16 protein-coding genes are annotated in these 23,771 nt (G+C 54.9%); 5 read left to right on the top strand and 11 right to left on the bottom strand.

The annotated features are described in order from the left end of the window. Positions 1 to 99: 99 nt before the first annotated feature. Positions 100 to 834, bottom strand: a complete 735-nt coding sequence (locus B0B12_RS06505; protein WP_076666779.1) for a hypothetical protein — start codon at positions 832 to 834, stop codon at positions 100 to 102. A gap of 75 nt (positions 835 to 909) precedes the next feature. Then, a complete protein-coding gene (locus B0B12_RS20100; RefSeq protein WP_139337772.1) occupies positions 910 to 1,422 on the bottom strand; it encodes a hypothetical protein in 513 nt (170 codons plus the stop codon). A gap of 188 nt (positions 1,423 to 1,610) precedes the next feature. Here B0B12_RS20100 and B0B12_RS06515 point away from each other — a divergent pair, with 188 nt between their 5' ends. Then, positions 1,611 to 4,172 carry a PAS domain-containing protein gene (locus tag B0B12_RS06515; RefSeq protein ID WP_076666783.1) on the top strand — a complete coding sequence of 854 codons (2,562 nt, stop codon included), beginning with the start codon at positions 1,611 to 1,613 and terminating at the stop codon, positions 4,170 to 4,172. A gap of 45 nt (positions 4,173 to 4,217) precedes the next feature. Then, complete coding sequence (locus B0B12_RS06520; RefSeq protein WP_076666785.1) at positions 4,218 to 4,619, top strand: hypothetical protein; 402 nt, start codon at positions 4,218 to 4,220, stop codon at positions 4,617 to 4,619. Between the two features lie 145 nt (positions 4,620 to 4,764). Here the strand turns inward: B0B12_RS06520 and B0B12_RS06525 are convergent, their stop codons facing one another. The 4 genes from B0B12_RS06525 to B0B12_RS06540 all read right to left on the bottom strand — a co-directional run bounded on the left by B0B12_RS06525 (position 4,765) and on the right by B0B12_RS06540 (position 11,285). Further along, positions 4,765 to 6,216, bottom strand: coding sequence for an efflux transporter outer membrane subunit (locus B0B12_RS06525; RefSeq protein ID WP_076666787.1), 1,452 nt, complete (start codon positions 6,214 to 6,216; stop codon positions 4,765 to 4,767). A gap of 35 nt (positions 6,217 to 6,251) precedes the next feature. After that, positions 6,252 to 9,401, bottom strand: coding sequence for an efflux RND transporter permease subunit (locus tag B0B12_RS06530; RefSeq protein WP_076666789.1), 3,150 nt, complete (start codon positions 9,399 to 9,401; stop codon positions 6,252 to 6,254). A gap of 196 nt (positions 9,402 to 9,597) precedes the next feature. Beyond that, positions 9,598 to 10,743, bottom strand: a complete 1,146-nt coding sequence (locus tag B0B12_RS06535; protein ID WP_076666791.1) for an efflux RND transporter periplasmic adaptor subunit — start codon at positions 10,741 to 10,743, stop codon at positions 9,598 to 9,600. A gap of 137 nt (positions 10,744 to 10,880) precedes the next feature. Further along, positions 10,881 to 11,285 (bottom strand): hypothetical protein, encoded by a 405-nt coding sequence (locus B0B12_RS06540; protein WP_076666793.1) that lies wholly within the window; start codon positions 11,283 to 11,285, stop codon positions 10,881 to 10,883. A 271-nt stretch (positions 11,286 to 11,556) separates the two neighbouring features. On the opposite strand from B0B12_RS06540, the gene B0B12_RS06545 reads away from it, so the two are divergent. Continuing rightward, a complete protein-coding gene (locus B0B12_RS06545) occupies positions 11,557 to 12,372 on the top strand; it encodes a hypothetical protein (protein ID WP_076666794.1) in 816 nt (271 codons plus the stop codon). Positions 12,373 to 12,443: 71 nt separating this feature from the next. On the opposite strand, the gene B0B12_RS06550 is transcribed toward B0B12_RS06545, so the two are convergent. Together B0B12_RS06550 and B0B12_RS06555 are read right to left on the bottom strand one after the other, a co-directional pair. Continuing rightward, complete coding sequence (locus B0B12_RS06550) at positions 12,444 to 12,932, bottom strand: hypothetical protein (protein ID WP_076666796.1); 489 nt, start codon at positions 12,930 to 12,932, stop codon at positions 12,444 to 12,446. A gap of 14 nt (positions 12,933 to 12,946) precedes the next feature. Continuing rightward, positions 12,947 to 14,098 carry a zinc-dependent alcohol dehydrogenase gene (locus tag B0B12_RS06555; protein WP_076666798.1) on the bottom strand — a complete coding sequence of 384 codons (1,152 nt, stop codon included), beginning with the start codon at positions 14,096 to 14,098 and terminating at the stop codon, positions 12,947 to 12,949. Between the two features lie 469 nt (positions 14,099 to 14,567). Between B0B12_RS06555 and uvrA the strand changes: the two genes are divergently transcribed. Beyond that, positions 14,568 to 17,105, top strand: a complete 2,538-nt coding sequence (gene uvrA, locus B0B12_RS06560; protein WP_076666799.1) for an excinuclease ABC subunit UvrA — start codon at positions 14,568 to 14,570, stop codon at positions 17,103 to 17,105. A 355-nt stretch (positions 17,106 to 17,460) separates the two neighbouring features. Beyond that, positions 17,461 to 17,988: a GAF domain-containing protein gene (locus B0B12_RS06565; RefSeq protein WP_076666801.1), complete on the top strand. Its 528-nt coding sequence runs from the start codon at positions 17,461 to 17,463 to the stop codon at positions 17,986 to 17,988. 100 nt (positions 17,989 to 18,088) lie between these two features. On the opposite strand, the gene B0B12_RS06570 is transcribed toward B0B12_RS06565, so the two are convergent. Genes B0B12_RS06570 through B0B12_RS06580 form a run of 3 tightly spaced genes read right to left on the bottom strand, consistent with a single transcriptional unit; the run spans position 18,089 to position 23,694 of the window. Beyond that, a complete protein-coding gene (locus tag B0B12_RS06570) occupies positions 18,089 to 19,405 on the bottom strand; it encodes a RagB/SusD family nutrient uptake outer membrane protein (RefSeq protein ID WP_076667730.1) in 1,317 nt (438 codons plus the stop codon). Between the two features lie 26 nt (positions 19,406 to 19,431). Continuing rightward, entirely contained in the window at positions 19,432 to 22,443 is a 3,012-nt protein-coding gene (locus B0B12_RS06575; protein ID WP_076666803.1) for a SusC/RagA family TonB-linked outer membrane protein, read from the bottom strand. A 51-nt stretch (positions 22,444 to 22,494) separates the two neighbouring features. Beyond that, on the bottom strand, positions 22,495 to 23,694 hold the full coding sequence (locus B0B12_RS06580) for an anhydro-N-acetylmuramic acid kinase (protein WP_076666805.1): 1,200 nt from the start codon (positions 23,692 to 23,694) through the stop codon (positions 22,495 to 22,497). Positions 23,695 to 23,771 lie beyond the last annotated feature (77 nt).

A 23,771-nucleotide genomic window follows, 5' to 3' on the forward strand; every position in this document is an offset into this window, starting at 1 on the left:
TTTCAGGTATAGGTATAGATTGAAGTTCAAGCACACAAAAAGGACAGCCGCTTCCCTGAGGTAGCGGCTGTCCCGTTAACTGTCTATTCAAATGTATCGCTAGTAGCGATCGTCGCGGTCACGTCGGTAGTTGCCACCTTGTGAGCCATAGCCCCCGTAGTTGCCCGACGAAATGCGATTGCTTCTGCTGCTGTCTAGGTCGGTGCCGTAGTCGTCTTCGAAGCTGCTGGTAATGCCCGCGTTCGGGATGCCCCTGCTGGAGTGGATGTTCTCTGTCGGCCGCATACGGCCATAGTCTGAAATACCATATCCCTCGCGCAGTCGGTCCTGGTTCATGCGGCTGCCACGCCCCATATCCCTCTGGTTGCTGCGGTCCTGGTTGCTGAAGCGGTCAGAGCTGCCAGACCAGTTGCGTTGGCCCATGTCTCGGTCCCGGTCAAAGTCACTGCTGCGCTGGCTATACCTGCCGGATGTGCTGTAGCGATCAGAAGACGACCAGTCCTGGCTGCGGTTGCGGTTCTCGCCCCAATTACTTCTGTCGCGCCCGCCGTACTGCATGTTGTAGTCCGAATCACGGTTTCTGCTGCCTTCGCGCATCCTTTCATAGGTATCGCCCATATCGTCGCCCTCGTGGTAGCTGCGGCGCATGTTGCTGCGATCGTAGCGGTCGTGCTCCATGTCTGCGTGATGTCTGCGATACTCCTGCTCAAACTCGTTGGTCAGGTTGCGGGCGCTGTGGTAGTGCTCGTCGTTGCGGCCGTAGCCGGCGCCTCCACTGTAATCGTCCCGGTCGTAGTTGTCGTGATCGTAGCGATCTCTGTCTCGTCTGTTCATAGTTTTCTATCAGGTTTAAAATGAAACTTCCCTTTTTAAACGAGCTCAGCGGCTAACGGTTATCCAGGCAGGGCCTCAGGTTTCTTTGATGCGGGAAGCCAGCACGCGGAACAGGATGTAGAGAAAGGCGAAAATGGCCATGGCGATCAGCGTCCAGAACTTCTGCTCGTTCTTGTCCTGCCAGTAATCTCGCTCGCCCTCCGCAGACTTCAGCCTCTTGCGGATGGCCTGGTTGGCCAGTTGCTCGACGTGCAACTCACGCTGCAGGGAGTCAAGCGCCAGGGTGTCGCGTAAGTATACGATGCGCGGTTCGCTCCGTCTTTGCACGGGTGCGTAAGGTATAGCCGTTCTGGTTGGTGCGCTAGTTGGTCCTCCGACTGAAAAGGCTGCGTAGAAGTGTCCATCACCGATGGCTTCCGGGCTTAGTGCTGACTGGGAAGGACTAATGACAGGCCGGGGATGCACGGCAGGGGCGTACAGTTTCGGTAGCTTCCTGTTGGCGCCAGGTATAGCTTCCTCATCAGCCCCAGCCTGACGCTGGGTGGCGCAGGCACTAAGCAGCAGCAGTAAAACCAGGGTCCATCTCATGCGACAGGGGGCGTCAGGTTAGATAAGCTATACCTGTCGCCTATACGCATGCGGCCGTCCGGTGGGTGCGAAAAGCGGGGATGCCCGTTGTTATTTTTCAAAAAACGCAGCCCAATTAGAACAACTCATCTTTTGATTTGTCTTTAATTATAAACAACTTTAAAAAAATCAGGCCTCACCCTCTTTCCATGACCACACCCTTCTCTCTTTCAGCGGAAGTTTTGCGCGCTTTCGAGGCTATACCTGAGCTATACCTGATCCTGTCCACCGACTTCCACATACTGGGTGCCAGCAACGCTTACCTGCAACTGACCCAGTTTAACCAGGACGAGCTCAGAGGACGCTACCTGTTCGAAGTTTTCCCCGACAACCCGGATTTAGCGTTAGCTGACGGCACCCACAACCTGCGCAACTCGCTCGAATACGTCATTGAGCACAAGCAACGTCATCAGATGGCGCTCCAGCGTTACGACATGCAGCTCCCTCCGCAAACGGGTAATTTCCTTGAAAAATACTGGCTACCTTCCAACACGCCGGTGCTGGACGAGCACGGCAACATCAGCTACATCCTGCACAAAGTACTGGATGTAACAGAGCAGGTGCTGGCCCAGGAGCAGCTGCAGCAGAGTGAGCAGGAGATGAAGGAACTGCTTGGCGAGCAAAAAATCACGAAAGCGGCCCTGATTACCGCACGTGCCGAGGCGGAACTGGAGCGCCGCAAACTGCACAACATCTTCATGCAGGCGCCCGCCATGATCTGTATTCTGGAAGGGCCACAGCATGTTTTCAGTTTTGCTAACCCCACCTACCAGCAGTTGGTCGGCAACCGGCCTATACTGGGCAAGCCCATCCTGGAGGCCATGCCGGAGCTGGAAGGGCAAACGGTGATCGGGATGCTGAACGAGGTATACCAGACAGGTGAAAGCGCCTTCGCACACGAGTTGCTCGTGCGCCTGGACCACGCCAATTCCGGCAACCTGGGCAATAACTATTACAACTTCACTTACCAGGCGATCCGTAACCTGCAGGGCCATATCGACGGCATCATGGTATTCGCCTTTGAAGTAACGGCACAGGTATTGGCACGTCGCGAGATGCAGGCATCCAACCTGGAGCTGTACCACGCACAAAAGGCCCTGCTGCACCTGAACGAGGAACTGGAAAAGCGCATTGCCGCGCGCACCGAGGAACTGCAGTTGTCCAAAGCCGCGATTGAAGCGCAGCGCAACCAGTTGCACACCATCTTCATGAATTCCCCCACCCCGTTTCTGGCGGTGGATGGCCCTGAGTTCAGGTTTCAAATGATCAACCCGGCCTTTAAGAAGGTGTTTCCGGGCAAGAACATGCTCGGCAAAACCCTGCTCGAAGTGTTCCCGGAGCTGCAGTCCACCCCCATACCGCCTATTCTGCAGGCCGTATACCGCACGGGCGAAAAATTCGAAGCCGTGGAATACCCTCTCATGCTTTCGCGCTCCGACGGGGCCGAACCGGAGCAGATTTACTTTTCCTTTACTTACCAGGCCCGGCGCGATGAAAAGGGTGCCATAGACGGTGTGCTGGTGTTTGCTCACGATGTAACGGAGCAGGTGAAGGCCCGGCAAGCGGTGGAGCAAAGCGCCGAGCGGCTGCGCCTGATCACAGACGCACTGCCCGTACTGATCGGCTACTTGGACAAAGAGGAGAAGTACCGTTTCACGAACAAGGCCTACGAAGCGTGGTTCCCGGGAAAGGCAAGCGACTTGCTGGGCAAACCCGTGCGGGAGATCGTCGGTGAAAAGGCCTACAGCGGTGTGAAGCAATACATCGACCGGGCCCTGGCCGGCGAGCGCCTCGACTTTGAGAGCCGCATGCCCTACCGCGAGGACTTTGTGAAGTACATCCAAACCAGCTACGTGCCCGACATCCGAGATGGAGAGGTGGCCGGGTTCTATACCTTGGTGCACGACATCACGGATCAAACCATCGCCCGCCTGAAGCTGGAAGAGAGTGGGCACGAGGCCCGTGCGCTGAGCACCAAACTGGCCGAGACCAACCAGGAGCTCTCCGGAACGAATGCCCAGCTAACCCGCACCAACATCGACCTGGACAACTTCATCTATGCCGCCTCCCACGACCTCAAGGCCCCGATCTACAACATCGAGCGACTGCTGCTTATCCTGATAGAATCCATCCCGAACGACGCACATGCCTCCCCGGAACTGAAGCAGGTCATCGAGATGATTCACAGTTCCATCAGCCGGTTCAAGCGCACCATCGATCACCTGACGGATGTGACCAAACTGCAGAAGGAAAACAACCAGGAGGCCTCGGAAGTGAACCTCTCCGAACTAATCCATGACATCCGGCTCGACCTGAGTGCCCAGATCGACAATGTGGGTGCCCACATAGAGGTGGACGTAGCCGCCTGCAACGCCATCCGCTTCTCAGAAAAGAACATGCGCTCTGTGCTCTACAATTTATTATCGAACGCCATCAAATACAGAGACCCGGATCGCACTCCGGTTGTTAAAATTAGCTGTGAAAAGGCCGGTGACTATACCTTACTGAAGGTGCAGGACAATGGACTGGGCATGAAGCCAAGCGGCGTGGCCAAGATCTTCTCGATGTTCACCCGCCTGCACGACCACGTGGAAGGTTCTGGCATTGGCCTGTACATGGTCAAAAAGATTGTGGAGAACGCTGAGGGGCGGATTGAAGTTGACAGTAAGATTGGTCAGGGCACTACCTTTAGTGTGTATTTTAAAAGGTAGTTTAATGTTTAGCTAGCATCTAGTCGATAATTTTTAATATACGAAATGGACAAATTAAGACTTGAAATAGAGAAAAGAGAAGATGGCAGTCTTTCCAATAAAGTTGTCATTCCTTTTATCAATGAAAAGTCTTTGATTGAAATTCTGAAAGGTATAGAACTTGAATATGACAAATCGCTAGCAGGAGCCTATGACGGAATTAGCCCAGCAGAATTTATCGATGAATTTCAACAGCGTGAAGAGAAAGTAAAATCTAGGATCTTAGAATGTGAATGCGGTTGTGACGGCTGTTGGTCTTTCGTTGTTAAAATAACCGAAAAGGACGATTTGATTGAGTGGAGCCATTTTGAACAAGTCCATAGAGATAATTGGGAATACACCCAAATAGAACCGTTTCAGTTCGAAAGAAGTGATTACTTGAAGGAAATGGAAAAATTAAAGGCGTAAGAAAGCTCCAGTAACAAGGTAAAAAACTCAGCTTCGGCCGCCGACCTTTTCATTGTTTACAAAAGTGCAGGTATAGCAAAAAAAAGCCGCAGCTGGTTATCCCTCTGCGGCTTTTCTGATTTAATCAGCCTTGGCTATACCTGGCTTATTCCTGCCAGCCGCCACCCAGGGCACGGTAGAGTCCCACTGTCGACTGCAGGATGTTCTTTCGGGTGTTGGTCAAGTGCAGTTCGGCCTCGAGCACGCTGCGCTGGGCCGTGATGATCTCGAGGTAGCTGGCGTAACCAGCCGCGTACAGGTCGTTGGCAGTTCCCACAGCTTCTTGTAGTACCTCCACCTCTTCCTGTTTCAGCTCAGCCGACTGGCGGAAGTTCTCGATCCCACGCAGGTTGGTCATCACCTCCTGCACTCCCGTCAGCACAGCGCTCTGGTACGCCGCGAAGGCCTGCAGCCTGCCGGCATCGGCACGGCGGAAGTCAGCCCGGATGTTGCTGCGGTTGAGCAAAGGCGCCGACAATCCGCCCAGCACGCCGTAGGCGAGGGAGGCTGGCTTGAAGAGCAGTGAAGCATCAAAGGCATTGTAGCCCACATAAGGGTTGAGCGTGAGAGCTGGCAGGAAAGCGGCTCGGGCAGCCGCCACATCAGCCTTCGTCGCCAGCAGCTCGAGCTCTGCCTGCTGAATATCGGGTCTGCGGCGCAGCAGGTCGCTTGGCACACCGGCATGCACCTGTTGCGGCAGCTCCTGCTCTACCAGCGCCGCACCCCGCGCGATCGGCTGCGGGTGACGGCCCAGCAGACGGTTCAGCTGGTTCTCGGTTTGCGTGATCTCCTGCGTCTTCTCTGCTTTCAGGGCCTGCGTGTTCAGCAACTGGGCGGCAAACTGCTTCACAGCCAGCTCTGTGGCCCTGCCCCCTTCTTTCTGGATGCACACTAGTTCCAGCGCCCTTTCCTGCAACGCAATGTTGCGGTCCAGGATGGCCAGTTCGTTGTCTAACGAAAGCAGCTGGTAGTAAAGGTTAGCCACATCAGCCACCAGGGAGGTCGTCACCAGCTGCCTGCCTTTTTCGGAGGCCATGAAGCGCGCGAAGGCAGCTTTTCTGCCCTGGCGCAGCTTGCCCCATAGGTCTATTTCCCAGGAGCTGCGCAGGCCCAGGAAATACTCCGGCACCAGCGGCTGGTTTACCTTCTGGTCTTCCGAAATGTTGGGCGACAGGTTGGTGTCGAAGTTGCCGACGCCGGTCATGGTATACTTGCCAAAGCGGTCAACACCAGCGGCCCCAACAGCAGACACCTGCGGCAGTAGCTCACCGCGTGTCTGCAGCACGCCTGCTCTGGCGAGCTCGATCCGCTGCGCGGCTGCCAGCACATCCGGGTTGTTGTGCAGCGCAGTGTCGATCAGGCGCACCAGGTGTTCGTCTTTAAAGAAATCGCGCCAGCGCACATCGCCCAGACTGGCTGAGTCGGCGGTGCTGCCGAAGCTGGCAGGCAAGGGCGCTGCGTCTGGCAGCTGCGTAGGCTCTATGGCCTTACAGGCTCCCAGCAGTACCAGCAGCGCGAGGCAGGGTATGGTTTTTAATAAACTTCTATGTAAATGCATGGTTGCAAAATCAATTTGGTAAAACTTCCGAAGGCTTAGGCCATGGCCACTTCTTCTTCCTTCTTTTTCTTTTTGCCCTTGCCAATGGAGGCAAACAGTACGTACAGTCCCGGAATGATCAGCACGCCGAAGATCGTACCGATGAGCATGCCGCCAGCAGCAGCCGTACCGATGGAGCGGTTACCCATGGCACCCGCCCCGGTAGCGATCGTCAGTGGAATAAGTCCGGCCACGAAAGCGAGCGAAGTCATCAGGATCGGACGGAAACGCGACACGGCGCCGTCTACGGAGGCCTGCAGCACGGTGCGTCCCTCCTGCTGCCGCTGGATGGCAAACTCCACGATCAGGATGGCGTTCTTGCCCAGGAGGCCGATGAGCATCACCAGGGCTACCTGTGCGTAGATGTTGTTCTGCAGACCCAATAGTTGCAGCGACAGGAAGGCACCGAATATACCTGTCGGCAGTGACAGGATCACCGGCAGCGGCAGCAGGAAGCTTTCATACTGACCGGCCAGCAGCAGGTATACAAAGAGCAGGCAGACGATGAAGATGAACACGGTCTGGTTGCCCGACAGGATCTCCTCACGCGTCATACCGGACCACTCGTAGGTATAGCCCCTTGGCAGGTTCTCCTCCGCCACGCGCTCAATGGCCTTGATGGCGTCACCACTGCTATACCCTGGTGCGGCGCTTCCGTTGATCATGGCCGAGGTATACATGTTGTAGCGGGTGAGCTGCTCCGGTCCGTACACGCGTTCCAGCGTCACGAATGCCGAGAACGGCACCATCTCGCCCCACTCGTTTTTCACGTACATCTTCAGCACGTCTTCCGGCTTGCTGCGGTAGTCCGGCGAGGCCTGCACCATCACCTTGTACATCTGCCCGAAGCGGATGAAGTTGGAGGCGTAGTAGCTGCCCATCAGCGTCTGCAGGGTACCCATGGCATTGTCCACGGTCACGCCGTTTTTGGCCGCCAGGTCCTGGTCCACGTGAATGAGGTACTGCGGGAAGCTTGCGTCGAAGTTGGTGAAGGCAGAACTTACCTCCGGTGCCTGCTGCATGGCCTGCACAAACTGGTTCGTCACTTCAGCAGTCTCCGTGAGCGTGGCCGTTTTGTCGCGGGCCAGCAAGCGCAGCTCAAAGCCGCTCGAGTTACCGAAGCCCGGCACGGTTGGCGGCGGGAAGTACTCGATGCTGGCGTCTTTCAGGTAGGCCGTTTTCTCGGTGAGCTGGGCGATGATGTCCTCCACCGACTCGGTGCGCTCGTCCCAGGCCTTGAGGTTGATCATGCCCATACCGTAAGAGGCACCAGCCGCATCGGTCAGCAAGCTGAAGCCCGCCAGCGTCGACACGTTCTCCACAGCCCCGATCTCTTCGGCTGCTTTCTGTACCTGGTCCAGCACATATTCGGTACGCTCCACGGTAGCACCCGCCGGCGTAGTCACGTTCACGTAGATCATGCCCTGGTCTTCGGTCGGGATAAAGCCTGTTGGCAGGATGCGGGTGATGCCCCAGGTGCCGAGCACGAACACCAGCAGGATGCCCAGCGTCACGGTTCGACGACCGGCAACACGCAGGATGAGGCTCTTGTAGCCGTTCTCCACCTTGCTATAGCCGAGATTAAACTTGTCGAAGAAGCGCTGCAAAAGGCTATTCTTTTTATGCTGGCTGTGGTCCACTTTCAGCATGATGGCGCAAAGAGCGGGCGTGAGCGTGAGTGCGTTGATACCCGAGATCACAATCGAAATGGCCAGTGTGATTGAGAACTGGCGGTAGAATATCCCCACCGGACCCGTCATCATCGCCACCGGCACAAACACCGCCGACATCACCAGCGTGATCGCGATGATGGCACCGCTGATCTCACCCATTGCCTCCAAAGTAGCCTCGCGGGCATTCATCTTTTTCTCGTGCATCTTGCTGTGCACGGCCTCGACGACCACAATGGCGTTATCGACGACAATACCGATGGCCAGCACCAGTGCAAAAAGCGTGAGCAGGTTGATGGAGAAGTCGAACATGTCCATGAAGAAGAAGGTACCTACCAGCGACACCGGCACGGCCAGGATCGGGATCAGGGTAGAGCGCCAGTCCTGCAGGAAGATGAACACCACGATCGACACCAGGATAAAGGCCTCGAGCAGGGTGATCAGTACCGCCGACATAGAGGCGTCGAGGAAGCGGGACACGTCGTAAGCGAGGTTGTACTTCATGCTCGGCGGGAATGAAGTCTCCTCCAGCTCAGCCATTTTCAGCTTCACGTTCTCGATTACCTCTTTGGCGTTGGAGCCCGGGCGCTGCTTGATCATGATAGAGGCCGACGGGCGGCCGTCAGTCTTCGACACCATGCCGTAGTCCACGGCGCCAAACTCGATCTCAGCCACGTCTTTGAGGCGCAGCACCGAGCCGGAGCCGTCGGCGTTCGAGCGGATGGCAATGTTTTCGTACTGGGCAGGCTCGAAAAGCTTACCGGTGTAGCGGAGCACGTACTGCAGCATCTGGGCGTTGCCGCCCGAGCTTTCGCCCGCTTTACCCGGCGCAGCTTCCACATTCTGAGCGCGGATGGCGTTGATCACCTCGTCGGGCGACACGCCGTAGGCCATGAGGCGGTCAGGCTTGAGCCACACCCGCATGGAGTAGTCGCGGTTACCCATGATCTCGCAGAAGCCAACCCCGTCGATACGCTTGAGCTCCTGCAGGATGTTGATGTCGGCGAAGTTGTACACAAACTCTTCGTCGGCACTCGGGTCGTCGCTCATCAGGTTGAGGTATAGCAGCATACTGTTCACCTCTTTCTCGGTGGTCACACCGGCTTTGATCACCTCTTCGGGCAATTCGTCGAGCACGGTCGTCACGCGGTTCTGCACGTTTACAGCGGCCAGGTCGGGGTCGGTACCCACTTCAAAGAAGATCTGGATCAGCGTGACGCCGTTGTTACTCGAAACGGAGGTCATGTACGTCATGCCGGGCACCCCGTTGATAGCGCGCTCGAGCGGCGTGGCCACGGCTTTGGTACTCACTTCGGCATTGGCACCGGTATACTTGGCAGTAACCGTAACGGAGGGCGGTACGATGTCGGGGAACTGCGTCACCGGAAGGTTCAGGATCGACAGCACCCCCAACAGGACTATAATCAGGGAAATGACCAGTGAGAGCACCGGCCTTTGTATGAATATCTTTAACATGGATGATTTTCTGAATACTTAGAGACTTAGTTGCGTGGCTGTTGCCAGCACACACGCGGTCAGCCTGCCAGGTATACCTACCAGGTATAGCGCAGACTGCCGTAGGCACAATTAGGCGCAGGATTTCGGGCAGGGGCAATTCAGCGCCAGCCAAAACCTCCTGCACAGAAAGGGGGTGTGAAATATTGGTGAAAACCTACCTCGGCGTTGCGGCCAGCAGGCTGTCCATCGGGATCAGCTCCGGCTTGATCAGAGTGCCTTCGCGCAGCGTCTGAGCGCCTTCGTACACCACCTGCTCGCCCGGCTCCAGACCAGACTCCACGATGTAGAAGTGGGAGAAGCGCGCTTTTGGCTCAAAGCTCCTGGTCTGCACCTTGTTGTCCTCCCCTACCACATAGACGAAGTTCTTGTCCTGAATCTCAAAGGCAGCTTTTTGCGGCACCAGCAGGGCACTATCCACCTCATTGAAGAGGCGCACTTTGCCGGTCGCGTGGTGTTTCAGGATCTTGGATGGGTTCGGGAAAGTGGCCCGGAAGGCGATAGAACCAGTGTTAGGAGCGAACACGCCTTCCATGGTCTCGATCTTGCCCTCGTGCGGATAGGTGCTGCCGTCGGCCAGAATCAGCTGCACGTCGCCATCATTGGCATCTTCGCCTTCCGCGCGGGCTCTAACGTAGCGGAGGTACTCTTTTTCGGATACCTCAAAGTAAGCGTACACCGACTGCAGGTCAGACAGGGAGGTAAGCAAATCACCCTCTGACACGATGCTGCCTACCTTGAGCGGAATACGGTCTACTATACCTGAAAACGGTGCCCGGATGCTGGTATAGGCCAGCAGGTTGGCAGCATGGTCGTGAGCTGATTTCGCTTCTTCTACCTTTGCCTTGGCCGCCTTGTGCCTGGCTTTTGCCAATGCCAGTTCGGATGCAGAGATCACGTTTTTCTCCACGAGCACGCGCACGCGCCCCTCCTCTACTTCAGCAGCCATCGCTTCGGCCACAGCATTGTTAAGATTGGCTTTTGCTTTGGCAAGCTCGGCCTCACGCTCTTTGGAGTTCAGTTTAAAAATCACCTGGCCTGCCTTCACTTCCTGTCCTTCGTCGACCAGGATCCGGTCAATGTAGCCGTTGATGCGGGCCCTCACTTCAATGTGGCGTACGGCCTGTATGTCGGACACGTAATCCACGTGCAGGGTCGTGTCTTTGGTGATCAGTTGGGTGACAGGCAGGGCTGTCTCGGTTTTGGTAGTATCGATATCGCCGCCTTGGGCCGTGCAGCCGGCCACTAGGGCGCTAAGCGTAAGTGTGTATAATAGATTCGATTTCTTCGGTAGCAGTTTCATTGCAAAGTTAAACTTGTAATGTAGTAGGATAATGGATTACTGAGGCTGCCGGAACCGAAGAGAAAAAACTCAGCGGTCAGCAACCTGATCTGGAGGCGTATGGGGAGAGCCATACCCAGACTTAGGAATGAAGAAATCTAGAAGGGCTTGAACCGGAAAAGATAGCCATGGTATTCCGACAGCAGGAAAGTGAGCGGTCGGTAAGGGGTATAGCTGTCGGTAATAGAGTACCACTCCTGCAGAAAAGGTATATCCGTCTTCTGCGGAACAGGTTTTAGGTTGGTCTGGTAGACGGAGTTCGCCCCTTTGTGACTTGGCTTGGGGCTTTCGGTTCTCGGGAAGTCCTCGATCAGGTCGAGGTACTCCTGCAGCATCAGGTTGATCGGGGACTCATCCTCGGCTACGCTTTCGCCACTGCTGGGGCCCTCGAGCAAGTCCTCGAGCGGGATCATCGATTTGCCGGCCACATGGGAGGTACTGAAGTAAAGCCCCACATGCAGGATGAAGCAGGAAATCACGAACCAGTTAAACCACCTTTTCATTAGCGCTACGATGCTGCAATTATAATCTCTTGAACGTATTACAAGTTTACCCAATACACGCTAGAGAAGCAAAACCCCTCCTGCATGTTCAGGATTAAAGTCAATAATTGCCTAATTTTACCATAATGGAAACAACCGTAGCCGTACTGTGAAGCGGGTTGACTCTTTTACTACTCAAAACCGAATGCTACTTTATCATTTCAAATGCGGATTGCTGAAATGATCCTGATCGTATCTTTACAGCTCGACAGTCCGAAACACGCAACCGAACATGAACCGATTTATACCTGGCCCGGTAGCCGCTACCCTTCTGCAGTTTCTTCGGAGCTCCTCCATCCGGCAGGTATACGACCCGGAGCGGCACCGGCTTTTGTTGATGGACGAAAACGGACGTGAGCTGGTCTATTTCAGGCTACCGATCACTACTTCTTATCTCAATGCGGAAGGCGATCCGAAACAGCACTATGTGATCCTGCTGATACAGGCCGGCCACTGCGCTCTGGGCTATTTCGAGAACGGGCAATGCATGAATCACAAGGTATACCGCTCGTATATGGTGCGCCAGAAGCAAGGCAAGAGCCAGATCAAATACCTCAAAACGAAGGGCAAGTCCAGAGCTGGTTCCCGTGTGCGGCTGGGTGAAACGGCTGAGTTTTTCGACAACATCAACACCCGACTGCAGGATTACTTTGAGGCGCACCGCATCGACCGAATCGCCCTGAGCTGCTCCAAGACGCTGCTACCCTACCTTTATTCCGCTGCTATACCTACACCCTTCAACAAGCGTGACCCCAGGCTGTTCAGGATCCCGAAGCACATCCATACCCCCACCTACGAGGTGCTGCTCGATGCCAATCGTTTCTTACAGCGCGGCGAACTGATCGCCCTTACTGAGGCGGGCTTTGCCGCTGTACCTGCTCTGCAGGAATTTCTGCAGCAGCATGCAAACGACAGCACAGAAGAAGCTGAATCACCCGACGACATGGCAGATGAGGTATACCTATCGGATGACTGGGAAGACGAGGATTTGGATATTGCAGATTACCTTGATGATGAAGAGGACGACGATATTGTGGAATGGGACTAACGATCAGAAAATAAGAAAGGTAGCCACTTTACGGTAGCTGCCTTTCTGTTGGCCTCTGTCTAATCCTTCAGCTAATCCTTTTTGCGCGTGAGCAACACAACGGCTGCCGTGGTCACCAGGGCTAGTATGCCTACTTTCTGGATAAGCCCGGTGCGGTTGTGCTCCCAATCGGCTTTCCAGCCTTTCTCAGCAAATATGTTCGGCACAGAGCCTTTGCCCAAATCCTCGATCACGCCCTCCACCACATTCACGCGGTCCGCCATCAGCAGGGGTAGCCAATGCAGGTAACTGTTTTCGCTGTGCTTAAACGCAAAGCGCCGGATCATGCCGCTCAGTCCGCTTGGGGGCACGGAGGTGCCAAACACGGCCGTCACGTTGGGTCGCTCGATGGAGTGCAGCACCTCTACGTCGATGGGCTGCTGCGTGGGGCGGTCCCAGCTGTAGCCTTCGTGCTCGGCATCAGTGCGGTGCTTCATGGGGTAAGTCGGGTCGTTTTTCGGATCCGCGTCTATACCCCAGCCTTTTATGTGCGAATAGTCTTTCGGTGTCTTGTTTTCCATGGTCTTTCTCTCCTTTATCTGGCTGTTGGCGGAATCAGGACAGGCTTGATGCAGTTGTCCAGTTTCTCTGAAAAAATATGGTAGGCATCAGCCACGTCTTCCAGCGGCACACGGTGCGTGATCAGCGCTTTCGGGTTCAGGATGCCATTCTGCACGTGCTCGATCAACCGCGGCAAATGGCGCTTCACAGCCGCCTGGTTTGCCCGTATTGTGAGGCCCTTGTTGAGCACATTGCCCAGTGGGAAGAGGTTGTCAGTTGGTCCGTATACCCCGACGATGGATACAATCCCGCCCTTCTTAACGGAGTTCACGGCCCAGTGCGCCGCCGTGGCAGAACCTGCCTGCAGCAAGAGTTTACGGCCTGTGATGGTCTGCATCAGGTTACCGGTTGCTTCGGCTCCCACCGCATCGATCACTACATCGGCGCCCATCCAGTCGGTTGTCTTCTTGATGAATACCACCGGGTCATCCATCTCCTCATAGTTGTAGGCTTCGCAGTTGGCGTAGTTGCGCACGAACTCCAATCGATATTCTATCTTGTCGATCACGATCACGCGGCCGGCACCGAAGAGCCAGCAGCAGCGTGCCGCCATGATGCCGATCGGTCCGGCGCCAAAAATCACAACCGTGTCGCCTTTCTGTATACCACCCATCTCAGCGGCCTGGTAAGCGGTTGGCACCACGTCGGTCAGCAGCACGGCATCGTCCGGGTCCATGCCTTCCGGTATAACCGTTGGTCCTACATCGGCATAGGGTACGCGCACATACTCGGCCTGTCCGCCATCGTAGCCACCGGCGGTGTGCGAGTAGCCGAAAATGGCTCCCACTGCCGTTGCCTGCGAGTTGGATTCGTGGCAGTTGCCAAACAGGCCCTGCTTACAGAAATGGCATTTTCCGCAGGCGATGTTGAACGGTACGATCACCATGTCACCCACTTTCAGTTTCTGTACCTCAGAGCCAATTTCTATTACTTCGCCAATAAATTCGTGTCCGAAGGTCGTGCCGACCCGGGTATCGGGTACGTTGCCGTTGTAGAGGTGGAGGTCAGAGCCGCAAATACAGGAGCGTGTCACACGCACGATCGCATCCTCAGGATGCAGTATTTTAGGCTCCGGTTTTTCGTCGATGCGGACCCGCTGCGGCCCGCGATAGTTCATTGCCAACATAAGTTTGTTCTCAGTTTGTCTTCAAAAGTACTTTCTCTTCCGCCTGGGATAGGCTTCCGAATTACGTCTAGATAAATACTATTCTATACCTTATTGGTTACAATAATTGTATTTTTAAAAGAAATACCTATATACGTATGCTTGCATACTTCCCTTGCGAAGTCTTTATCAAACCACACACGTTCGCCCAAAGCGACTAGGTAACTTCCACACTTTAATCGACTCTATACCTTAGCTAACTACAAACTGCTGCAGACTTCTGCCATAAGACCATACTTGCCAGCCAGGTCGCTGCAGACAGCACCATTTTATCGCTCCAATTTTGGACTGTCCTGCCCTTCCCTATTTGCCAACAGGTGATGCCCTTTCGTGACATACCTTACCAAAAAGCGTAATCCTGCGTACACTCAACCATTTTCAATTGCGCCAAGAAGCCATACCTTCGCGGCAGGGCAATTCACACAGGTATATGAATTCAGACAAAGAAAATAAGACTACTGACGGACAATTCAGGGGGTTCGTAGAAGTGCGCGGGGCGCGGGAGCACAACCTCAAAAACATCAACCTGTCGATCCCCCGCGATGCGCTTGTGGTTTTCACAGGTGTGTCGGGTTCCGGTAAGTCGAGTCTGGCGTTCGGCACGCTTTACGCCGAAGCGCAGCGCCGCTACCTGGAGTCGGTGTCGCCTTATGCCCGCCGCCTTTTTCACCAGATGGCGGTGCCTGAAGTAGACGCCATACACGGACTGCCCCCTGCTGTGGCCCTGCAGCAGCAGCGCGGTACGCCTACTACCCGCTCTTCCGTGGGCAGCGTCACCACGCTTTCCAACCTGCTGCGCATGCTCTACTCCCGGGCCGGCGACTACCCTCCGGGACAATCCATCATCTATGCCGAGGCTTTCTCGCCCAACACCGCCGAAGGGGCCTGCCCTACCTGCCACGGACTGGGGCGCATGTATGATGTCACCGAAAAGTCGATGGTTCCCGACGATTCGCTGACCATCCGGGAGCGGGCTATTGCGGCCTGGCCCATGGCCTGGGGCGGGCAGAACCAGCGCGACATTCTGGTAACGATGGGTTTTGATGTGGATATACCTTGGCGGGAACTGCCGCAGAAAGACCGCGACTGGATCCTCTTCACGGACGAGCAGCCTGTGGTGCCGGTATACCCGGGCTACACGCCGGAGGAAACGCGCCGCGCCATCAAGCGCAAGGAGGAGCCCAATTACATGGGGACTTTCAGCAGCGCCCGCCGGCACGTGTTCCATACCTTCGCGAACACCAATAGCCCGATGATGAAAAAGCGGGTGATGCAGTATATGCTAAGCACCGACTGTCCCACCTGCCAGGGCAAGCGCCTGCGACCGGAGTCACTGTCGGTAAAGTTTGCCGGTTACGACATCACAGAGCTTTCGCGATTGCCTTTGAAACGGGTGCAGGCTGTTCTGAAGCCTTTTGCCCAAGGGAAAGAACCAGGCCATGCCCGCACGGAAACCGAGCACCCGGAACAGGCCATTGTAGCCAAACGCATTGCCGATGACCTCTGCGCCCGAATCGAGGTGCTGCTCGACCTGGGCCTGGGCTATTTGTCGCTGGAGCGCAGCACGCCTACCCTATCCCCGGGCGAGCTGCAGCGCCTGCGCCTGGCTACGCAACTCTATTCGCACCTATTTGGGGTCGTGTATGTGCTCGACGAACCATCCGCCGGTTTACACCCCGCCGACAAGGTGGCGCTGCTCCGGGCTCTCGACGGCCTCAAGAAAGCGGGTAATTCGCTGTTTGTGGTAGAGCACGACCTGGAAGTGATCCGCCATGCTGACTGGATTGTGGATGTGGGACCGGCTGCCGGCGAGAAAGGCGGAGAAATTCTGTACAGCGGTCCGCCTGAAGGTTTGCGCCAGGTTGAGGCCTCCCGCACAGGTGCGTACCTGTTTGGCAACGCAAAGGGCTTCAACTCCGATCCGCGGGAACCGAAAGGTTGGCTCAAACTGAGCGATGTTAGCCGTAACAACCTGCATCGCCTGTCCGCCGATTTTCCGCTTGGCGTGTTCACATCCGTGACAGGCGTCTCCGGTTCCGGCAAGTCCAGTCTGGTAAGCCAGGTGCTGGTAGAACTGGTAGCCGCTCACCTGGGGCATCATCTGTCTGCAGAAGTAGAGGAAGGCGATGAACTCGAGCGGGACATCCCTCTCACCACCGGAGGTCATATCACGGCAGGTATGGAGCAGATCAAACGGTTGGTGCGCGTCGACCAGAAGCCGATTGGCCGGACGCCGCGCTCGAACATGGCTACCTATACCGGCTTGTTCGACAACGTGCGTAAACTCTTCGCTAGCACTCCGCTGGCCAGAAAGCGCCGCTACGACGCCGGACGCTTCTCTTTTAACGTGGCCAAAGGGCGCTGTGAGAACTGCCAGGGTGAAGGTTTTGTGATGGTGGAGTTGCTCTTTCTGCCGAGCGTATACGCTCCCTGCCCTGTGTGCCACGGTGCCCGCTACAACGCCAAGACCCTCGAAGTGACCTATCGTGACAAGAACATCGCCGAAGTGCTGGATATGACGGTAGATGCAGCCTGGGAGTTTTTTGACGAAGAGCCCGCTGTACAACGCGCACTCACCATGCTCCGAGAGGTTGGTTTGGGCTACCTGCGACTCGGGCAGCCGGCCACCGAGCTGTCGGGTGGCGAGGCGCAGCGCATTAAGCTGGCGACCGAATTGCAGCGCTCCCAACGCGGCAACACCCTTTACATTCTGGATGAACCCACCACTGGCCTGCACCCTGCGGATGTGGATCGGCTGATGACCCAACTTCACCTGCTGGTAGATGCGGGCAACACGGTGATTGTGGTAGAGCACGATATGCGCGTAGTGGCTGCCAGCGACTGGGTAATCGACATTGGCCCGGGTGCCGGAGAGGACGGCGGACAGGTAGTGGCAGCAGGACCTCCTGCTCAAATTGCCAAATCTAAAGAAAGTAAGACAGCTCCGTTTTTGAGAGCCCTATCCTAGGTTAATTTTGCAGTTGTGAAGCTGCTATTGTAACCCGCTGTCTTTGCTTTTTCTAATGGCTTCTCTTCAACGTGAAGACAATTTGCACAAAATGGCAAGGATAACCTTTCTGCTAATACTGATTGAACAGAATAATACCATTTGAGTAGCGCTTCTGCTGTATAGGTAATCCGGCAGAAGTACAAACCTGATATTCCCTTCACAAATAGCACTATATTGGAATAAACAAACACATTAGATCGGTTAATTTTATCAACACAACACCATAAGTCCATCACATATTGCTATTTATCCTATTGCTTTTATGCAACACAAATGTTTAAATTTGTAGATTACTTTCTTGTTACTTTGTGCGATGGAATACAGATTCGTACATCATTGGAATTATGCGCTACAGGAGGATGAGCACCAGATACTGGAATCTGCCATCTCACTCACCTCTCAGCCGCGCGACGAGTCTTTCCTGCAAAGGGCGGCTAAATTCATTGCGACCCATGCACAGGTACAGTATGTACTGATTGGCAGTTTAAGCGAAGACGGCAAGGAGGTTGTCACGAAAGTGTTTCTCAAAAACGGAGAGGTACTACCCAATATCTCCTACTCCCTGCAATCCAGTCCTTGCGATTCTGTTCTCACTCAGCGGTTTTGTTATTACCCCGACAATGTACAAAGCCACTTCCCCAAAGATATCGAATTACAGGAGTTGAACATCGAAAGTTACTTGGGCAGCATCTTCCTGAAAGAGGACGGCGAGCCAGTTGGGCTGATCGCCTTGATGAACGACCGGCCATTCGACAATGCCGCTTTTGCCGAGCACCTGGTGCTGGTACTGAGCCCTGCTATTGAGGAAGAACTGGTCCTGCAGTGTCACCCAACACTCTAAAAACACACGAAGCCAATAAAAAACCTCTGCCACCACAGCTCAAGCGCTGGAAGTCGGCAGAGGTTTTTGCATTTTCAGAATCAGCTATAGCTAAACGGCCTTAGATGACAGGATCGTTTGGCGTGTTCGGGTTATTGCGCCGCTCCTGATCTGGGTACGGATAGAAATTGCGGTTACGCTCCGTCAGGTTATCAGGTGGCCCCGGACGGTTGAAACGACGGCTGTCTTCCCATTTCTGCCCGCTCAGGTATAGCTCAGCAGACCGTTGCTTGTATACCTCCAGCAACAGCGCCTCTGCTGTGACTGGCCCGCTGTAAGCCGGCAAACCGGCATGTACGCCAAAGGGGTCGCCTGCCGTCTGTGTCCGCACCTGGTTGATCAGCGCCAGGGCTTCATCCAGGGAACCATTGCTCCGTAGGAGTGCCTCCGCTTTGATCAGCCTCATCTCGTCTGGCGGGTATACGGGTATGCTGGTTGTCTGCGTGTTAAAAAAGCCTGCCAGCGTCATCACCCGGTCTCCTAACACATCGGCACCCGGCTCTGTCATGTAGAAGTTGTAGCGCCTATCCCCTTCTTCAAAGAGCGCATTTGGCAGGCCGAACTTATCGCGTGGTCTGTAATAAGCCAATATAAAAACGGTGTTGTAGATCGGGTTCGGACTCAGTGTGCTATACACAAACTCAGAGCGCTTGCTCAGATCCACTTTGTCAGCATTGGCGATGGCCGCCTCATTATTCCCGGCATATAAGTTATACCGGGCATTGTAAGCGTAGAGCGTGTTGCGCAGGTCGAAGGCAGGCCCGGCAACCTGTGCTGTGAACTCCGGCGAAGGGGGTGTCGCCTCGATGAGGGCAATGGCTTCGTTCAGATGTGCGATGGCAGCTGCCAACACCTCAGCTCTCGGTCTGAAAGTTACACTTCCGGTCCGGCTGGTTTCCAGGTTTGCCTGCTCAAATGCGATGTACAGGTTTCCGAGTGCCATGGCATTGAACAAATGCGCATGAGCCATCACCCCGCTCAGCGTTCCGCCCGTGAGGGTGGGTACGTTGGGGGCGTTCTCCAGAATCTGCTCACTCATCAGCATCACGCGCTGCATGCGTGACCAATAGCCGAGGATGTTGCCGTTAAATGTGGGCAGGTCAGATCCACCGGCCTCCAGCTCCAGCACGTTGGTAAAGGTAGCCACGCCTTTCATTTCACGACCCGTCACACCTGCGTATAAGAGTGCCGCCTCAAGGGCCGAAGTAGAGTAAAATTGTCGCAACCCAACGCTCAAGGCTATGATACCTTCGCGGGAGTTCAGCACCTCCACGTCACTGGCTGCGTTCGGGTTGGGTATATCCAGTTCGCACCCACTCGACAGCAGCAGACAGCCTGAGAGGAGACCCACTTTTAAGTATGAAGCTATATTTTTCATGATGTTTTTCATAAGGTTAGGAAGCATTAGAAAGTAAAGTTGAGACCCAGTGCATAGGTTCTCGGGATCGGCACCTCCACAAAGTCAAAGCCTCGCACAGCGTTGGTCTGGCCAGCGGCATTCACCTCCGGGTCATAACCACTGTAGTCGTCAATCGAGAACAGGTTGCGCCCGGCCAGACTGAGGCGCATGCTGTTACCTCCCAAAAAGGCGGGCTTAAAGTCATACGCCACCGACACCTCTCTCAGCTTAATAAAAGAGCCGTCCTCAATGTAATTCTCAAATATGCCGAACAGAGCAGTGGAGGTTCCTTTCGGCACTTCCCCTCTTAGCTCCGGCTCGTAACCGGCCAGTCCGCCATACAGGTCACGCTCACCCACACGGCGGGTGAAATTGAACACATCGAATCCATAAACCGCATCCAACTGTGTGCGGAAGGACAGGCGGTCGCCTACCGAGATATCGTTCGTCCAGGAGCCGGTCCAGTCCGGGTTAGGGTCACCGATCACCTTTGGCACGGTGGCGCCGGTCGGCTGTCCGTTTTCGGGGTTGCGTCCTGCTCGCTCCGGCTGTGGCAACCCGGCAGGATTCAGCAGCAGCGAGCCGTCGGGGTTTCGTGCAAAATAGGTAGCATAGAAGGCACCTAGCGGATAGCCATCCACAGCGGCCACCTGGCCGAAACCGCCCGGGAATGGCAGTACACCACCCGGAATATTGTTCACTTCGTTTTTGTTGCGGGAATAGATCAGCGTAGAGGTCCAACGAACGCGCTCCGTCTGAACAGGCGCACCAGTCACCATCAGCTCAAAACCTTTGTTGGTCATGGTACCGATATTAGCATACTGATTCAGGAAGCCTGAAGAAGGTGTCAGGCCAATGAACAACAGCAGGTCTTCCACATCTTTCTTGTAGAGAGAAAACTCAAGACCCAGCCTGCCTCCCAGGAAGCTCATGTCGGCCCCGACCTCGGTCTCTACCTGGCGTTCCGGCTTAATGCCCGAGTTGCCCAGCAGCGTAGATGGGATAACGCCCGGAATCCCAGGAAGTGACACCGGGTTATAGTTAGTATAGCGGTCATAGGCTCCGATAGCCGTCAGGTTGCCCGCCTGTCCGTAAGAGGCACGCAGTTTGAAAATAGGGATAATGTCAGCAAGCCCCTGCCAGAAACTCTCGTTGGAAACCAGGTAGCTGCCGCTCACTTTCGGGTAGAACTGCCACCTGTTGTCCTCCCCGAATACAGACGACACATCATAACGGCCAGCTCCCGTCAGGAAGAAACGGTCACCGATACCGAAAGTCTGCTGAAGGAAAAAGCCTAAGATGTTAATATCAGCGCGCCCTTCGTTGGAGACTACCGTGGCACCACCGGAACTAACCTGAGCAATAGGACCTAACTGCGTGCCCGTTATACCTGTTGAGTAGTATTTTTCCGTCTGTACCGTACTCCCTATACCTGTCGTCGACTCCAGCCAGTCTGTCAGGAAGGTGCGGTAAGAGGCATTCAGGTCGTTGTTGAGGAGGTAAGCAGTACGGTCAGCACGGCGTGAATAGCCTGCATTATAGGAGGGTGTTGTATTTCCCACCGGTATGTAGCCTGTCGCAATCTGCGTTGAATTGTCAAATCCCAGCACATAGCTTATGTTCAGTCCATTGATCGGCGTAAGATTCACTTGAAAATCGCCAATGAAGCGGTTGGTGCGCTGCCCGAAATTAAAGCGGTCAATGGCCTCGAGCGGATTGGTTCGACGCAGAATAGCTGTAGGCGCGGTGGAGGGATATACCCCGTTCACCGGCTCCGGATTGATGAAGTTGTTGCTGAAAATAAAGCCGGTCAGGGCACCATATGCTTCGCTCAAGCCACCATTCGGAATCTCTTCGCTTGTACTGAGCACATAGTTGGCCCCCAGTGAAACGGATATCCAGTTTTTGATTGTTTGGTCAATGCGCAAACGGGCACCTCCCCGCTTAAAAGTCGTGTTGTCGATGATACCCTGGTTGCTCAGGAAGTTACCGCTCATGTAGTACTGGGTATTCGCGCTGCCGCCCGAAACCGACACGTTGTTTTCGGTACCATAGGCAGTCCTGAAGATTTTGTCCTGGTAGTCATACCGGGTGACCGGCTCCTGCGTGAGGTCTGAGGCGAGGTTGTTCACAAAGCGGAAAGGGTACTTGTTATAGTCCAGCGTTTTGCGCACCTCGTTCACCCGGAACTGCGTGGAGACTGATATTTTTGGTGCACCCTCCACCCCACGCTTCGTGAAGATCTGCACCACCCCGTTACTGGCCCGTGAGCCGTAGATAGCGGCCGCTGCTGCCCCTTTGATGATCTCGATGCGCTCAATGTCATTTGGGTTAATGTCTACTAGTCGGTTCTGCGCGTAGCCTCCCAGGTCAATCAGTTCAGGAGAGCTGTTGTTGATGATAACCCCATCCACAATGTATAGCGGGTCGCCCGAGCCGACAACCGTGCTGGTGCCTCTCAAACGCACACTGATACCACCGGCCGGGTTGCCCGAGTTCTGGCTGATCTGGGCACCGGCGACCTTACCCGACAGGGCCTGGTCAACGGAAGTGGCAACGCTGTTTTCGAGCGAGGCTGCAGAAACGGTGGAGATGGCGTTGCCCAGTTCTTTTTTGCTGGTTGCCACAGAGGTACCCGTCACCACCACTTCGTCCAGACCCACAATATCCTCCTGAATCTGAGCATCCACCTGCACCGTCTGCTGATCACCGAGGGTGACAGGCAGACTCTGTGGCTTAAAGCCTATGAAAGAGAACGTGAGTTGGTAATTACCCGGAGGTAAGGCGGCCGACAAGTTGTATACCCCGTTTGCATCGGTGGCTGTGGCAATGTTGTGGTTCTGGAACTTCACCACCACGCCCGGCAGCGGCGACTTGGTACGGGCATCCGTCACAGTTCCCGTAATGGCGTAGCGTGCCCCTTGCGCTATGGCCAGCTGACACGCAGCCGCCAACAGTAGGAAACACAGCAGGATAGCCTTACCCGAGGCCCTCCCAATCAAGTAAACTTTTCTCATAGTGCCTCTTTTTTTGTACTGTTGATTATGTAATTAAATGGTGTTCCGTCGTTATTCCGGTAAGCTGATTTTGCCCATCAGCACCGAGGGCACGCGCCTTTTGCCAGGGCCAAAGTGGATCGGCTCGCCCACCAGGCACTCATTGGCCAGTGTGGCAAACAGCACCGCCTCTTTCGCATCCGGCGACACGCCCAGTTCGGCCGTGTTTCGCACTGTAGCGCCTGGCAAAAGCTCTTTTATGTTTTGTATGAGAAGCGGGTTGTGCATCCCTCCTCCACTCAGGAAAATTTCAAAATCAGCATCGCCCAGTGAGCGGGTCAGGGCACCGCAGATGCCAACAGCCGAAAAACGGTTCAGACTCGCCATCACATCCTCCGGGGAGAGGTGCTCCGTATCTGACTTGCGTTGTGCTTCGGCCAGGTATGCGAGATTAAACAGTTCCGGGCCCGTCGTTTTAGGGAAGTCCTGCTCAAAGAAAGGATGGTAGAGGAGCGCCGCGACCAAGGCTTGGTTATACCTGCCTTTCAAGGCGATGGCAGAGTCTGCATCGTAGTAAGTGCCGGGGAAATGCCGTTGCACATAAGCGTCCATCATTGTATTGCCTGGCCCTACATCCGTTGAGAAAATACGGCTCGTGTCCAGATCGCCTGGCAGGAAGGTGAAGTTAGCAATGCCGCCTATGTTGAGCATGATCCGGTTCTGTTCCTGCTTCGAGAAGAGCAGGTAGTCGCCGTACACGGCCAAAGGGGCACCCTCGCCTCCTGCTGCCACGTGCTTCTGCCGGAAATCGCTGAGCGTGATGATACCGGTACCCATGGCAATGTGATCACCGTCGCCGATCTGCAGCGTGGCATCCGGCATACCTGCCATGCCATGCAGCGACGCCGGTGCGTGGTAAATGGTCTGGCCGTGGCTGGCAATCACATCAACATCCGAGGCAGCTATCCCCCACTGCTGCAGGCTTTTGTTGATGAGATCGGCATGGAAGCGACCGATGTAGGCATTAAGCAGACAAACGCGCTCCAGGTCAACTTCCCGTTTAGAAAAGATGGCCTTTACTTCCTGCTTAAAAGTCTCGTCATAAGGCATCGTCACAAACTCTTTAAGTTTTATGCGGGTTTCGGTACCATGACCTTCAAATTCACAGAGCGCAATGTCAAGACCGTCGAGCGAGGTGCCCGACATAAGGCCGATAATGGTTCTTTTTTCTTTGTTGGCTGTTTCAAAAAGCCGACTTAGCATTTTGTTCATATTAAATTTTATTTAAAGGCATAAAAAGCCCAAAGAACCATAGGTTCCTCATACGAAATACATAAAGCTTAGATAAT

It is taken from the genome of Pontibacter indicus (assembly GCF_900156345.1).
Classification (GTDB): Bacteria; Bacteroidota; Bacteroidia; order Cytophagales; family Hymenobacteraceae; genus Pontibacter; species Pontibacter indicus.